Source organism: Pantoea sp. UBA7232 (assembly GCF_002473195.1).
GTDB classification, from domain to species: domain Bacteria; phylum Pseudomonadota; class Gammaproteobacteria; order Enterobacterales; family Enterobacteriaceae; genus Pantoea; species Pantoea eucrina.
The window spans coordinates 390,776-404,221 of record NZ_DKTK01000018.1 but is presented as its reverse complement, the minus strand read 5'-3'; the positions used below and the strand labels follow the sequence as shown (position 1 = coordinate 404,221).

The window sequence follows — 13,446 nt, the reverse complement described above, 5'->3', positions numbered from 1 at the left end:
TATCAGAACGGAATTAAGGTGAAGCTATGTCACAGTTTGATCTGCTGTTTGAGCCATTGAAGATAAATAAACTGACTATCCGCAACCGTATTGTCAGCACCGCCCACGCCGAGGTGTATGCCACTGACGGCGGGATGACCACCGATCGCTATGTGCGCTATTACGAAGAAAAAGCCAAAGGCGGCTGCGGGCTCTGTATCTGCGGCGGCTCAAGCGTGGTCTCGATCGACAGCCCCCAGAGCTGGTGGAGTTCGGTTAACCTGAGTACCGACCGGATTATTCCCCACTTTCAGAATCTCGCCGATGCCGTGCACCAGCACGGCGGCAAAATCATGATCCAGATCTCCCACATGGGGCGGCGCTCGCGCTGGGATGGAGAGAACTGGCCCAACCTGATGTCACCCTCCGGCATCCGTGAGCCGGTGCACCGCGCCACCTGCAAAACCATTGAGGAAGAGGAGATCTGGCGCGTTATCGGCGACTTCGCTAAAGCGGCGCAGCGCGCCAAAGCGGGTGGTCTCGACGGCGTGGAGCTCTCCGCCGTGCATCAGCATATGATCGACCAGTTCTGGTCACCGCGCGTTAATAAGCGCACCGATGAGTGGGGCGGCAGTTTTGAAAAGCGGATGCGCTTTGGCATCGAGGTGCTGAAAGCGGTGCGTGACGCGGTCGGCCCCGATTTTGTCGTCGGCATGCGCATTACCGGTGATGAGTTTCATCCCGACGGCCTCAGCCATGAAGATATGCGGCAGATCGCCGCGTACTACGATAAAACCGGCATGGTCGATTATTTTGGCGTGGTCGGCTCCGGCTGCGACACCCATAACACGCTGGCGAATGTTATTCCGAATATGAGCTATCCGCCTGAGCCGTTTCTGCATCTGGCGGCGGGTATCAAAGAGGTGGTCACGGTGCCAGTGATCCACGCGCAGAATATTAAAGATCCCAATCAGGCGCAGCGTATCCTCGAAGCGGGCTACGTTGACTTTGTGGGTATGACGCGGGCGCATATCGCCGATCCGCACCTGATCGCCAAGATCAAAATGAATCAGGTCGATCAGATCCGCCAGTGCGTCGGCGCGAACTACTGCATAGACCGGCAATATATGGGGCTGGATGTGCTGTGCATTCAGAACGCAGCCACCTCGCGCGAATATATGGGGCTGCCGCATATCATCACCAAAACCGAAGGGCCGGTGCGCAACGTCGTAGTGATTGGCGGCGGACCGGGCGGGCTGGAGGCAGCGCGCGTGGCGGCAGAGCGCGGGCATAAGGTCACGCTGATTGAGCGCGCCAGCGAGCTGGGCGGGCAGGTTACGATTGCGGCAAAAGCGCCGCAGCGCGATCAGATGGCCGGTATCACGCGCTGGCTGGCGATGGAAACTGAGCGTCTCGGCGTGAAGGTGCTGACTAATACCACGGCGGATATGGCGATGATCCGCGATCTCACCCCCGACGTCTGCATCCTTGCTACCGGCGGAGAGCCCTTCCTGGAGCAGAACCCGGAGTGGGGAGCGGCGGAAGGGCTGGTGGTCTCCAGCTGGGATGTGCTGAACGGCGTGGTGGAGCCCGGCAAAAACGTACTGGTGTATGACTCTATCTGTGAATTTTCCGGGATGTCCGTCTCCGATTTCCTCGCCGCGCGCGGTGCGCTGGTGGAGCTGGTAACCGGCGATATCAAACCCGGCGTGGGCATTGGCGGCACCACCTTCCCGACCTACTATCGCAGCCTGTATGAAAAAGCGGTGGTGATGACCTCCGATCTGGCGCTGGAGAAGGTCTATCGCGAAGGCGAGAAGCTGGTGGCGGTGCTGGAAAATGAATACACCGGGCAGAAAGAGGAGCGGGTGGTGGATCAGATTGTGGTGGAAAACGGCACCCGTCCTAATGAGGAGCTTTACTACGCGCTGAAAGCGGAATCGCGCAACAAGGGGCAGATTGACGTGGAAGCGCTGTTTGATATCCGTCCGCAGCCGGTGCTGGCGCAGGCGGGCAGCGGCATGATCCTGTGGCGGCTCGGCGACTGCGTCTCGCAGCGTAACGTTCACGCCGCGATCTACGACGCGCTGCGTCTCTGCAAGGATCTGTAGCTTCGCCGTCGCTGACGTAAAGCGTGCGGTAGCCGGAAGCGGTACCGCACGCCGCATCTAACAGAAATTGTCTGGAAAGGGCACATCATGGTACTTGATCGGATACTCCCCTGGTTACTTCTTGGCGCGGTGATTCTGGCCATCGTGGGTATGGTCAGGCGCGTCCTGCTCTGGCGGCGCGGACAACCGGAACAGGTTGCGCTGCTGAGCGGCCTGATGGCGATGCCCCGCCGCTATCTGGTTGACCTGCATCACGTGGTGGCGCGTGATAAATATATGTCGCGCAGCCATGTGGCCACCGCCGGCGGCTTTGTGCTGTCGATGCTGCTGATCCTCGTGGTCCATCTGGCGGGCGTCAGCGGCACGCTGGTGGATGGCGTGCTGGCGGGCGCGCTGCTGGTGATGTTTAGCGGCGCACTGTTTATCTGGTATCGCCGTCGCAATCCGCCAGCCCGTCTTTCACGCGGGCCGTGGATGCGGTTGCCAAAGAGCCTGCTGGTGTTTGCGGCAACGTTCTTTATCACCACGCTGCCGGTCTCCGATCTGTTTGGCGAGGCGGGGCGCTGGGTGATGGCGGTCCTGCTGCTGGCAGGGATCTGCTGGGGTCTGGGCGAGATGGTGTTTGGCATGGCGTGGGGCGGGCCGATGAAACACGCATTCGCCGGTGCGCTGCATCTTGCCTTTCATCGTCGTCCCGCCCGCTTTGGCGGCGGCCGATCCGTGGGCCTGAAGCCGGTGGATCTGGCTGCCCCAACGCTCGGCGTTGAAAAACCGGCCGATTTCAAATGGAACCAGCTGCTGGGCTTTGACGCCTGCGTGCAGTGCGGCAAGTGTGAAGCGATGTGCCCGGCGTTTGCGGCGGGTCAGCCGCTCAATCCCAAAAAGCTGATTCAGGATATGGTTATCGGGATGGCGGGCGGCAGCGACGCGCGCTTTGCCGGCAGCCCCTATCCGGGCGTGCCGGTGGGCGAAGCGTGCGGAGCGCCGCATCAGCCGATTGTCGGAGGGCTGATCAAAGAAGAGACGCTCTGGTCCTGCACCACCTGCCGCGCCTGCGTGGAGGAGTGTCCGATGATGATTGAGCATGTTGACGCGATTGTGGACATGCGCCGCTTTATGACGCTGGAGAAGGGGCAAACCCCTGGTAAAGGCGCAGAGGTGCTGGATAACCTCAGCCAGACGGATAATCCTGGCGGCTTTAATCCGCGCAGCCGCACGCACTGGTCAGCCGATCAGAACCTGCCGCTGATGCAGGATATCGGGCAGGCCGACGTGCTGTTCTGGGTCTCCGACGGAGCGTTTGATATGCGCAGCCAGCGTATTCTGCGCGCGTTTGTCAAAGTGCTCAGGGCCGCCGGCGTGAATTTTGCGGTGCTGGGCGATGAGGAGCTCGATAGCGGAGACGTGGCGCGACGCCTGGGTGATGACGCCACGTTTCAGCGGCTGGCGCGCAGCAATATCGCCACGCTGCAAAAATATCGTTTTAACCGCATCGTAACCACCGATCCGCACGCCTTTCACTGCCTGAAAAATGAGTATCCCGATTTCTACCCGGCAGACACGCAGCCCGACTATGAGGTGCTGCATCACACCACTTTTATTAATGAGCTGGTTAAGGCGCAGCTGCTGGATCTGAAAGATTACAAAGGCGGCAGCGTGACCTGGCACGATCCCTGCTACCTCGGCCGCTACAACGGTGAATATGCATCACCGCGTGAACTGCTGGCGGAGCTGGGGATCAAACTCAGCGAAATGGACCGCTCCGGTTTCCGCTCACGCTGCTGCGGCGGCGGTGGCGGTGCGCCGATTACGGATATTCCGGGGGAGCGGCGCATCGCTGACATGCGGATGGAGGATGCAAAACAGACCGGCGCAGAGCTGATTGCCGTTGGCTGCCAGCAGTGTACCGCGATGCTGGAAGGTGTCGTCGGGCCGCGTCCGGAGGTCAAAGATATCGCTGAACTGGTGGCGGAAGCCCTCAGCGAACCGAAAAAACCGCTGCCGGCGAAGCTGCGCGAGCGCCAAATTGCTGTGGAGGTGATCTGATGGAAACCCCTGTACGCCGCGATCCGCGTCTTGAGTGGATTGCCCGCAACCGGCTGCATCCGCAGCATGCAGAGCTGATGCAGCCGGTGCAGGAGAGCCGCGGCCCGTCCGGGCTGCTGCGTAAAAATCCGCACGCCGTCGGCTTTACCGGACCGAACGGACTGAAGCGCATCGATCGCGAGAACGTTAACGCGTTTTCCCAGCTCTCCGGCCGGCGCAGCGCCGGCACGCCGCACGCCGCTGAGCTGCCGCTGCACCGCGTGGCGCAGCCGGATTACTGCGTGGCGGCGGTGCTGGATATGACCGGCGGCCGCCTGACCAGCCACGATCGCGACGTGCTGGGGCAGGCGCATCAGCTGGTGCGTGATGCTGGCGGTGCTGGCGTGGTCGTGGCCGTGGTATTTGGTGAGCATCGTGAAGAGAACTTTGCCACCGCGGGCGCTGACCGGCTGCTCCACTTCAGCGGCGAACGCTATGAGGGTTACAGCCCGGAGCAGCGCATCCATGCGCTGATGGCGGCAGAAAACGAACTGGCACCGCGCTTCTGGCTGTTTCCGGACAGTGTTGCCGGAGGCTTTGAGCTGGGCTGTCGCTTTGCCGCACGCTGCGGGGAGCGACCCGCCACGCAGGTGTGGCGCATAGAGGGTGAAAGCTGCATCAGCCGGGCGGCGGGCGGCAGCGCCGATATTACGCATCCGGTTGCGCGCGTCATGCTGCTGACCGCAGAGTGCGCCGATCCGGTGGATGAGACCCGCCATGAAGCGCTGCCGGTGAGCGTCGGGCTGCGAAGCATTGGCGCTGCGCGCATTACCGACTGCGGACTGATGCCGGTCGATCCGGCAGCGGTGCCGCTGGGCGAGGCGGAGTTTATTCTGTCTGCCGGTAACGGCGTCAGCGACTGGGCGCAGTTTCACGCTACCGCAGAGAGTCTGGGAGCGACCGAAGGCGCCAGCCGCGTGGCCGTGGATAATGGCCATATGCCGCGTTTCCGGCAGGTGGGTGCTACCGGCACCTGGGTGACGGCGCGGGTCTATCTGGCGGTGGGCATCTCCGGCGCGGTGCAGCATCTGCAGGGGATTGCGCAGTGCGACCGGGTTATCGCCATTAATACCGATCCCGGCTGCGATATGGTCAGCCGCGCGTCGCTGAGCGTGATTGGCGACAGCGATGCGATCCTGGCTGAACTGGCGCGTCTGGCGCGCGCCTGGCGTAATAAGGAGCTTAACCATGCAGCATAAAGCACACCACAGCGGCTGCCGCATTACGGCGCTGATATCCATCGGACTCCATCCCGAGTCGGGCAGGGCACGCCGCGCCGGGCAGGATGCGCGTGCGGTAGAGATGGGGCTGGCGCTGGCTTCCGGCGATCTGGAGCTTCTTCACGCCGGCGATCCGCACAATGCGGCGCTGCGCAGCTATGCGGGCATGGGCGTTGAGACGCTGCGCGTGCTGCCGATGACAGAGCAGGGCGATGCGGTGGCGGTGCTGAGTCACTATCTTAAGCAGGATCACCCGGATGTGATCCTCACCGGCGGCCGGGCGGAGCGCGGCGAGTCATCCGGTATGCTGCCTTTTCTGCTGGCAGAAGCGCTGGAGATCCCGGTAGTGGTCGGCGTGGCGGAGATTGTCAGCCTGAACGGCACCGATGCTGAAGTGCTGCAGGCGCTGCCGCGCGGTCAGCGGCGTCTGCTGCGTGTGGCGCTGCCGTTTATCGCCAGCGTGGACATGGCCGCCGCCGCGCCGCGCCAGAGCGCGTTTGGCCCGGCAAACCGGGCAGAGATCACCACCGTTGCGGGCGTGGACGTGCCGGATACAGCGATGGCAGCCTGGGAGATAGCGCCGGCGCGTAAGCGGCCGAAGCGGCTGAAAAAAGTGAAAGCGAAAACGGCGGCGGATCGCTTTAAAGCGGCCACGGCGAAGTCACAGAGCGAAGGTGGCAAAGTGCTGCAGAATAAACCGGTGAATGAGATGGCGCAGGCGGTCTTTGATCTGCTGCTGGAGGAGGGCGTGATCCGCTAGCTGTGCGCCTGAACAATAAAAAACCCGGCTGGCGGTTAACGACGCCAGCCGGGTTTTCTGTTATCAGGTCAGCCTTTTACGTTTTTAAGCACGGTTTCACTGTACCAGTCGATAAAGTTAATCACGCCAAATTCATAGGTTTCTGAATAGGGGCCAGGCTGATAGCCGATCGAGTTGATGCCGCGCTGGTTCTCTTCGCCCAGAACGCGATCCTGCTCGTTGGTGGCGTCCCAGACGGTGCGCAGACGCTCCGGATCGTAATCGATACCGGCCACCGCGTCTTTATGCACAAACCATTTTGTCGTCACCATCGTCTCCTGCGCGGAGATTGGCAGCACGCGGAACACGATAAAGTGATCGCTTTGCATATGGTTCCACGAGTTGGGCAGGTGCAGAATACGCATCGATCCCTGATAGTGGCTGGTAAAACGGCCCAGCAGCCGGGTGCAGCCCTCACGACCATCAATGGTCATGACTTTGGTGCCCTCTTTCAGCGGCATACGCACAATCCGGTTGCGCAGACCAAAGCTCTGATGGCGATGCGGAATACCCTGCTCATCCCACAGCGCCGCCTGCTTGTTGTAGTAGTCATGGAAACTCTGCGGCGCGCGCGGATCGTTGGTGTCGTCCCACTCCAGCAGGCTGTTCAGCAGTTCCGGATGGCTGCCGGCGCAGTGGTAGCACTCGCGGTTATTCTCCAGCACCAGTTTCCAGTTGGCTTTTTCATACATATGGGACTCTGCCGCCAGCTTGGTGTTGTCCACATCATAGGGTTCCATATACTCCGCCAGCGTGGCCAGAAACTCATCGAAGTCAGACTCCGGCGGCGTCTCTGCGAGGCAGATAAAGATAAACCCGCCGGCGGTTTTACAGTGCGCTTTTTTCAGGCCGTGCTGCTTCATGTCAAATGACTGATTCATCTCTGAACCGGCGAAGAGCAGGTTGCCCTTTAAATCGTACGTCCACTGGTGGTAGGGACAGACCAGATTGGCCACCTTGCCGCGCTCCTTTGAGCAGAGGCGCGAGCCGCGATGGCGACAGGTGTTGTGAAACGCGTTGATGTTGCCCTCTGCATCGCGCAGAACCAGCACCGGGTTCTGTCCGACCTCAAGCGTAAAGTAGTCACCCTTTTTCGGGATTTCGCTGCTCATGCCGGCAAACAGCCACTCTTTCTGAAACACCTCCTCCATATCAATGCGAAACAGAGTCGGGTCATTATAGAGCGCCTGCGGCAGCGAATAGTTGGGCTGGCGTTTTTCGAGCAGATCCTGCATGCGGTCGCTCGCATCGACAAGGCTTGTACAGGTGATATTCAGCAGATCGTTGTGGCTCATAATGTTGCTCTTCTCGCGCGGTTGAAAAGGGAGTGGTTCGCGCCCGACAGGCGCAGCCGGATATCAACAAAACCGGACTTCCGCCTTACCGGAAGCCCATAAGATCGCTACGGATTACAGACATGCTGCACCGGTCCGGCGCCCGTCAATGTTCTGCCAGCGACATAAATCCCCTCTATTAAAGACGCGCGTGCAGAATTTCCTGCGGATGTGGTTTTTTCAGGCATTTCCGTGTCGCGCATAACTAAATGCTGTGGCGGGGTTACACGGAGAATCGCAGTTTCTGGCTCAAAAGCCTGTGGTTATCCATGCGTCGATACAGGCAATTGATCACTCCAATCCTGACGGGAATGAAATGTATGACAGAGAGAAATATCACGGTACTGAATACCAATGCTTTTGAGCCTGTCACCACGCAGACCTGGACCAATGGCCGTCATGCGGTGCGGTGCGTTAAGGTCATACAGGAAACCTGGGACGTGAAAACCTTCTGCTTTATGGCGGAGCAGCCGGTGATGTTCTTCTTTAAGCCGGGGCAGTTTGTCACGCTGGAGCTGATGATTGAGGGGCAGACCGTGTTTCGCTCCTACACCATCTCCAGCTCTCCCTCGGTGCCGTATAGCTTTTCGATCACGGTAAAACAGGTGCCGGGCGGCGTGGTATCTAACTGGCTGCACGCGAATATGCGCGAAGGCATGGATCTGGCGGTACACGGCCCGGTAGGGCAGTTTAACTGCATCGATTATCCCGGCGATAAGGCGCTGTTTCTCTCCGGCGGCGTTGGCATTACGCCGATGATGTCGATGGTGCGCTGGTATTTTGACACTAACGCTGATGTAGACATGGTGTTTGTGCACAGCGCCCGCACGCCGGAAGATATTATTTTCCGCCGCGATCTGGAGAATATGACGGCGCGTATTCCTAACTTCAAACTGAGCATCATCTGCGAACGCTATGAATCAGGACAATACTGGGCAGGCTTTCGCGGCTTTCTGAACCACGCCATGCTGCAGATGATCGCGCCTGATTTTATGGAGCGGGAGATCTTCTGCTGCGGACCGACGCCCTATATGCGCGCGGTGAAAGCGATTCTGGAAAACGTCGGCTACGATATGGCGCACTACCATGAAGAGTCGTTTGGTGCCACGCCGGAGGTGGTACAGGAGCAGGTGGTGCAGGAGGCGGAAGAAGCGGCCGAACTGGCCGACGCGCTCTGCAGTTCCGAGCTGCTGACCGTGGCGTTTACGCAGAGTGATAAGAGCGTGAAAATTGCGCCGGGTGAAACCGTTCACGCCGCCGCTGCCAAGCTGGGCCTGCATATCCCGAAAGCGTGCGGCATGGGGATCTGCGGCACCTGCAAGGTGAAGTGCCTGGAAGGTGAGGTTGAGATGAACCACAACGGCGGCATTACCGACGAGGATGCCGAAGAGGGCTATATCCTCTCCTGCTGCAGCGTGCCGAAAGGCAATGTGGTCGTGGAATTCTGACCCGCCGCGCACCGACGGAAAGCAAAAAGCCAGATGTCAGCTGACATCTGGCTTTTTTAATCTGGCTCCTCTGACTGGACTCGAACCAGTGACATACGGATTAACAGTCCGCCGTTCTACCGACTGAACTACAGAGGAATTGTGTTTCGGCGCGCATAATAATCAACTCTCCGGCGGCTGTCAAAACGTGATTTAGTGCCCGCCGGTTGTTTGCTGCTTCCTGCAGCAACCTGCTGATTTTGTCAGCATCTGCCGCTGCCTGACACCCTGCGAAAAGGCCGTTTTTTGCAGAAATAGACTTATCTCTCAATCCGTTACGCTTATCACTCCGCCTTGCATTCTGGTTATGGCTGCTACACTTGATGCTGTTCACCTGAGCCAGATTACCTCTTCGCTGAAAAAGGAGCGCGTTATGACCGATCGTCCAGAAAATCCGCAGCAGGCGCAGCAGCAGCAGTGGCCCGGCAGCTTTCGCGAGATGCAGCCGGTGCCCGATCACGGCGAAACCAGCTATCAGGGCAGCGGCCGGCTGAAAGGCAAAGCCGCGATTATCACCGGCGGCGACTCCGGTATTGGCCGTGCAGTGGCCATCGCTTACGCCCGTGAAGGCGCCGACGTGGTCATCTCCTACCTGGATGAACACGAAGATGCAAAAGATACCGCGCAGCTGGTGGAAGCTGCCGGGCAGCAGGCGCTGCTGATCGCGGGTGATATTATGCAGGCGGAACACTGCCGCAGCATCGTGGCGCAGACGGCGGACCGTTTTGGCAAAATTGATATTGTGGTCAACAACGCCGCTTTCCAGATGACGCGCGACTCGCTGGATGAGATTGATGATGATGAGTTTGACCGCACGATGAAAACCAATCTCTATGCGATGTTCTACATCTGTAAAGCCGCGGTACCGCATATGCCAGCTGGCAGCTCCATTATTAACACCGCGTCAGTCAACGCCGATCAGCCAAAACCAAAACTGATTGCCTACTCGGCCACCAAAGCCGCCATCATTAACTTTTCCGGCAGCCTTGCCGCGCTGCTGGCGGATAAGGGCATTCGTGCCAACGCGGTCGCACCGGGACCTATCTGGACGCCGCTGATCCCTGCCACTATGCCGCCGCAGCAGGTCGAAAGTTTTGGCAGCCAGGTGCCGCTGCAGCGTATGGGGCAGCCCGCTGAGCTGGCCTCTTCTTATGTCATGCTGGCCAGCGACGAAGCCAGCTATATCTCAGGGGCAACCATTGCCGTAACCGGCGGGGTAGCGGTGATTTAACGCCGGCGCAGACAGCAAAAAGCCCGCTCAGGTTTCCCTGAGCGGGCTTTTCTAATTCTGGCTCCTCTGACTGGACTCGAACCAGTGACATACGGATTAACAGTCCGCCGTTCTACCGACTGAACTACAGAGGAATCGTGTGAACGAGGCGAATAGTAGTGGCCCCGCACGAGCCTGTCAACAGCTTAAAACACAATTGCATTCAACTGGCTAGCAAAGATACAGCCCGCGCAGGGATCAGGCAGATTCCGCCGCCAGTGTCGCAAGGCGGGCAGCAGGATCCTGACGGTAAAACAGCTGCAGGTGTCGATACATCGCCGGAAAGCGCTGAAGGAGCAGGTCGGGCGCAGTGAAGAAATATTCTGACAGCACAGCAAAACATTCGGCCGGATCGCTGGCTGCGTAAGGATCAAAGGTCGCGGCCTCTTCACCCGCGAGTGCCACTTCATCGTCAATTTCCTGCATCACCTGCAGCAAATCTTTCTCCCAGCCAGCGACCTCGCGCAGCGGAATAGCGGGGATGCCGCTGGTGTAGCCGCTGCCGCGCGCGTCCAGCTTATGCGCCACTTCATGGATCACCAGGTTATAGCCTGAGAGATCGAACGCGTCGGAAATATCCAGCGCGTTGAGCACCACCGGCCCCTGCGTCCAGCTCTGCCCGGCGTGTACAGCGGGCGCCTGATGCACCAGCCCGCTCTCATCTTCCCAGCGATCATCAACCGCAAAGGGTTCAGGATAGATAAGCACGTCGTGAAAGCCATCCAGCCACTCCACGCCCAGCTTCAGCACCGGCAGGCAAAACAGCAGCGCCAGACGGGCGCTGTGCAGCGCATCCAGTTCAGTGCCCTGCAGCAGGACAAATTTTTTCTGCTGCAGAAAGCGCTGCGCCATGCCGATCAGAACGGCGTGCTCGTCATGATTAAGCAGAGAAAACACTGGCTGCCGCAGCGCCTGCGTCCAGGGCAGTTCAGCGACAGCATCGGATTTATGCGCGTTCCGGGACCATTTAAACATCGCAGCGCCTGTAAAAGGAGAGAAGGAGTGCCGACGGGACAGAATGTGCCAGACGTCAAACCCGTTATTCAACCTGTTAGCCGGGACGGTGTCTGTGATTGCGCTTGCAAAGTGAAAAGCAAAAAAAGCGGGGCGGGGCGTAAGCGCCTCTTCCGGTGGGCAGAAGAGGCGCAGGGCGCATGCTCAGAGCGATCGGCTTTCGCGCAGAACGCGCTCAAATTCAATGACCCAGACCCAGGGGTTAACCTCCCAGCTGGTCGCGCCATACTGTTTTTGCCACGCTTTGCGATACGCCTCTTTGGGCGACTCTGAATTCATATTCATGGTAAAGAAGTTGTTCAGGAAGTGCGAGTCCGTCTGAACGCCCTCTGCCATGATGTCATCCTCGCTGATATCCTGGATTTTTTCAGCCCGGATCGCGGTGATGGTCAGATCGATGCGGCTTGCCCAGCGCGGCATGTGAATGGCCGTCTGCCAGCCAAACTGCTCCGCGTCCTGCAGATCGTCCTCCAGCTGACCAAACTCGTTGCTGTCAGCACGATACTGGCAGAAGTCGGGATGGCGAAACAGCTGGGGATCGCGATCGTACTCTGCAAGCTGCGCTTCCGGCACAATCGGGCCGCGCCAGGTTTCGCGTACCCACAGGCGATCGCCAACCTGCCCGAAGGGACAGTGCGCGCTGATATCGGACATCGACATCAGTTTGTAGCCGTGAAGATGATTCGCACTGACATCAAACGCATGAACGCCTTCATGGTGGTCCTGTCCTGGACCAAATGCCTGCGTTTTCATAATGCGTCGGGTCTGTGTTTGCTGGCCAACCAGCAGGGCGCGAACCCGCTGTTCGGAAAAAAGAATCGGCCGTTCTTTCATTTTTTACCTCTTGTTATATCACGAACCCGGAAAGCGTTGACGTTACATCCTGTACAGGACGAGACCCTTAGCATAAAGGTTTCAAACAAATTTGCTTAATAATTTGTCACCTGATAATCAGGCGTTCCCTTCCTGTTCCGGTATTAAAAAAACATCCAGGCAAAAAGTGGGGTGCAGATCGCTTAACGTACCGGCGAAATGCGGAAATTTCCCCTATACAGTACGTTATAACGGCCAAAATAGAAATATTTTCAGACTATTTCACCTTTTTCTCCGCTAATAACTGGCTATCTGTCAGCGAGGAGTGACCGCTTAAATTCCCCGCGCACTGGCATCGCGGTTAAGCGCGACACATAAACTATGTTAACTAAATCTGACGACAGCCAAACGGCATAAGGAAAAGCTGAAAACAAAAAGGCCACTGGGCAAGCGGGCTTAACAACGCTATAACATGATCAGGATCGCAGATTTTTCCCTCTCACCCCAAAAATGCTGTAAGAAAAGTGTCATGACCTGCCCGCTAAGATAGGGCTGAGTCTGAAGAGCTCCCGCCGCGCACCACATGTCATAACAGGAGAAACATCATGTCCATTACACACTGGCAACAACGTTATGAACACTGGCTGCGGCTGAACTGGCAGCATGATGATAAGGCGCACGACACAGGGCATCTGCGTCGGGTCTGGATGAGCGCGGCGCGTATCATGCAGGAGACGCCTGCCGATGCCATGGTGGTACTGACCGCCAGCTACTTTCACGACGTGGTGAATCTGCCGAAGAACCATCCGCAGCGTCATCTTGCCTCTACATTTGCCGCTGAAGAGACGCGCCGTATTCTGCAGCAGGATTTTCCCGATTTTCCCGCTGAACTTATAGATAGCGTGGCACACGCGGTGCAGGCGCACAGTTTTAGTGCTGCCATTACGCCGCTGACCGCAGAAGCAAAAATTGTGCAGGATGCCGATCGTCTGGAGTCGCTGGGGGCTATCGGACTGGCACGCGTATTCTACACGGCTGGCGCACTGGGCCGGCCGCTGTTTGACAGTGACGATCCGCTGGGGCGCGATCGCGAGCTCGACGATGTGAAGTGGACGCTGGATCACTTTCAGAAAAAGCTGCTGCGCCTGCCTGAAACCATGCAAACGGCAGCGGGACGTCGTCTGGCTGAATATAACGCCGATTTTCTGGTGCACTATATGGCCAAACTCTGTGCCGAGCTGCAGGGGAACCTGGCGGGGGTTGATGAATCCGTGCTGCGCGACTTCTGCTGCACGTTACAGGAATATTAAATTTTTATGACAGGCTGTTAACTG

Annotated in this window: 10 protein-coding genes and 2 tRNA genes; 7 read left to right on the top strand and 5 right to left on the bottom strand. The window is 58.5% G+C overall.

Going from position 1 to position 13,446, the window contains the following annotated elements; all coding sequences use genetic code 11:
• Positions 1 to 26: 26 nt before the first annotated feature.
• The 4 genes from dgcA (at position 27) to B4056_RS16470 (ending at position 6,155) form a co-directional block, all read left to right on the top strand.
• Complete coding sequence (dgcA, locus tag B4056_RS16485) at positions 27 to 2,090, top strand: dimethylglycine demethylation protein DgcA (protein ID WP_094111319.1); 2,064 nt, start codon at positions 27 to 29, stop codon at positions 2,088 to 2,090.
• Positions 2,091 to 2,177: 87 nt separating this feature from the next.
• Positions 2,178 to 4,136, top strand: a complete 1,959-nt coding sequence (locus tag B4056_RS16480; protein WP_094111320.1) for a (Fe-S)-binding protein — start codon at positions 2,178 to 2,180, stop codon at positions 4,134 to 4,136.
• Positions 4,136 to 5,374 carry an electron transfer flavoprotein subunit alpha/FixB family protein gene (locus tag B4056_RS16475; RefSeq protein ID WP_150034283.1) on the top strand — a complete coding sequence of 413 codons (1,239 nt, stop codon included), beginning with the start codon at positions 4,136 to 4,138 and terminating at the stop codon, positions 5,372 to 5,374. Before B4056_RS16480 ends, B4056_RS16475 begins: the two co-directional genes overlap by 1 nt.
• A complete protein-coding gene (locus tag B4056_RS16470; RefSeq protein ID WP_094111322.1) occupies positions 5,364 to 6,155 on the top strand; it encodes an electron transfer flavoprotein subunit beta in 792 nt (263 codons plus the stop codon). The genes B4056_RS16475 and B4056_RS16470 overlap by 11 nt, the downstream gene beginning before the upstream one ends.
• A 68-nt stretch (positions 6,156 to 6,223) precedes the next feature.
• On the opposite strand, the gene B4056_RS16465 is transcribed toward B4056_RS16470, so the two are convergent.
• Complete coding sequence (locus B4056_RS16465) at positions 6,224 to 7,489, bottom strand: aromatic ring-hydroxylating oxygenase subunit alpha (RefSeq protein ID WP_094111323.1); 1,266 nt, start codon at positions 7,487 to 7,489, stop codon at positions 6,224 to 6,226.
• Positions 7,490 to 7,848: 359 nt separating this feature from the next.
• Here B4056_RS16465 and B4056_RS16460 point away from each other — a divergent pair, with 359 nt between their 5' ends.
• Positions 7,849 to 8,976: a hybrid-cluster NAD(P)-dependent oxidoreductase gene (locus tag B4056_RS16460; protein WP_280173562.1), complete on the top strand. Its 1,128-nt coding sequence runs from the start codon at positions 7,849 to 7,851 to the stop codon at positions 8,974 to 8,976.
• A gap of 62 nt (positions 8,977 to 9,038) precedes the next feature.
• On the opposite strand, the gene B4056_RS16455 is transcribed toward B4056_RS16460, so the two are convergent.
• Positions 9,039 to 9,114: transfer RNA gene (locus B4056_RS16455), tRNA-Asn, on the bottom strand.
• Positions 9,115 to 9,388: 274 nt separating this feature from the next.
• Here B4056_RS16455 and B4056_RS16450 point away from each other — a divergent pair.
• Entirely contained in the window at positions 9,389 to 10,246 is an 858-nt protein-coding gene (locus B4056_RS16450; protein WP_288655356.1) for a glucose 1-dehydrogenase, read from the top strand.
• Between the two features lie 58 nt (positions 10,247 to 10,304).
• Here the strand turns inward: B4056_RS16450 and B4056_RS16445 are convergent.
• The 3 genes from B4056_RS16445 to B4056_RS16435 form a co-directional block, all read right to left on the bottom strand.
• Positions 10,305 to 10,380 (bottom strand) — tRNA-Asn (locus tag B4056_RS16445).
• Positions 10,381 to 10,483: 103 nt separating this feature from the next.
• Positions 10,484 to 11,260: a DgsA anti-repressor MtfA gene (mtfA, locus tag B4056_RS16440; protein ID WP_039385190.1), complete on the bottom strand. Its 777-nt coding sequence runs from the start codon at positions 11,258 to 11,260 to the stop codon at positions 10,484 to 10,486.
• Between the two features lie 183 nt (positions 11,261 to 11,443).
• Positions 11,444 to 12,133: a hypothetical protein gene (locus B4056_RS16435; protein ID WP_039385187.1), complete on the bottom strand. Its 690-nt coding sequence runs from the start codon at positions 12,131 to 12,133 to the stop codon at positions 11,444 to 11,446.
• A gap of 584 nt (positions 12,134 to 12,717) precedes the next feature.
• Between B4056_RS16435 and B4056_RS16430 the strand changes: the two genes are divergently transcribed.
• Positions 12,718 to 13,422 (top strand): phosphohydrolase, encoded by a 705-nt coding sequence (locus tag B4056_RS16430; protein ID WP_039385186.1) that lies wholly within the window; start codon positions 12,718 to 12,720, stop codon positions 13,420 to 13,422.
• Positions 13,423 to 13,446: the final 24 nt, after the last annotated feature.

Excerpts from the sequence above, each read along its gene's own strand:
- mtfA (WP_039385190.1), bottom strand. The coding sequence starts at position 11,260 with ATGTTTAAATGGTCCCGGAACGCGCATAAATCCGATGCTGTCGCTGAA.
- B4056_RS16450 (WP_288655356.1), top strand. The coding sequence starts at position 9,389 with ATGACCGATCGTCCAGAAAATCCGCAGCAGGCGCAGCAGCAGCAGTGG.
- B4056_RS16435 (WP_039385187.1), bottom strand. The coding sequence starts at position 12,133 with ATGAAAGAACGGCCGATTCTTTTTTCCGAACAGCGGGTTCGCGCCCTG.
- dgcA (WP_094111319.1), top strand. The coding sequence starts at position 27 with ATGTCACAGTTTGATCTGCTGTTTGAGCCATTGAAGATAAATAAACTG.
- B4056_RS16470 (WP_094111322.1), top strand. The coding sequence starts at position 5,364 with ATGCAGCATAAAGCACACCACAGCGGCTGCCGCATTACGGCGCTGATA.
- B4056_RS16460 (WP_280173562.1), top strand. The coding sequence starts at position 7,849 with ATGACAGAGAGAAATATCACGGTACTGAATACCAATGCTTTTGAGCCT.
- B4056_RS16430 (WP_039385186.1), top strand. The coding sequence starts at position 12,718 with ATGTCCATTACACACTGGCAACAACGTTATGAACACTGGCTGCGGCTG.
- B4056_RS16480 (WP_094111320.1), top strand. The coding sequence starts at position 2,178 with ATGGTACTTGATCGGATACTCCCCTGGTTACTTCTTGGCGCGGTGATT.
- B4056_RS16465 (WP_094111323.1), bottom strand. The coding sequence starts at position 7,489 with ATGAGCCACAACGATCTGCTGAATATCACCTGTACAAGCCTTGTCGAT.
- B4056_RS16475 (WP_150034283.1), top strand. The coding sequence starts at position 4,136 with ATGGAAACCCCTGTACGCCGCGATCCGCGTCTTGAGTGGATTGCCCGC.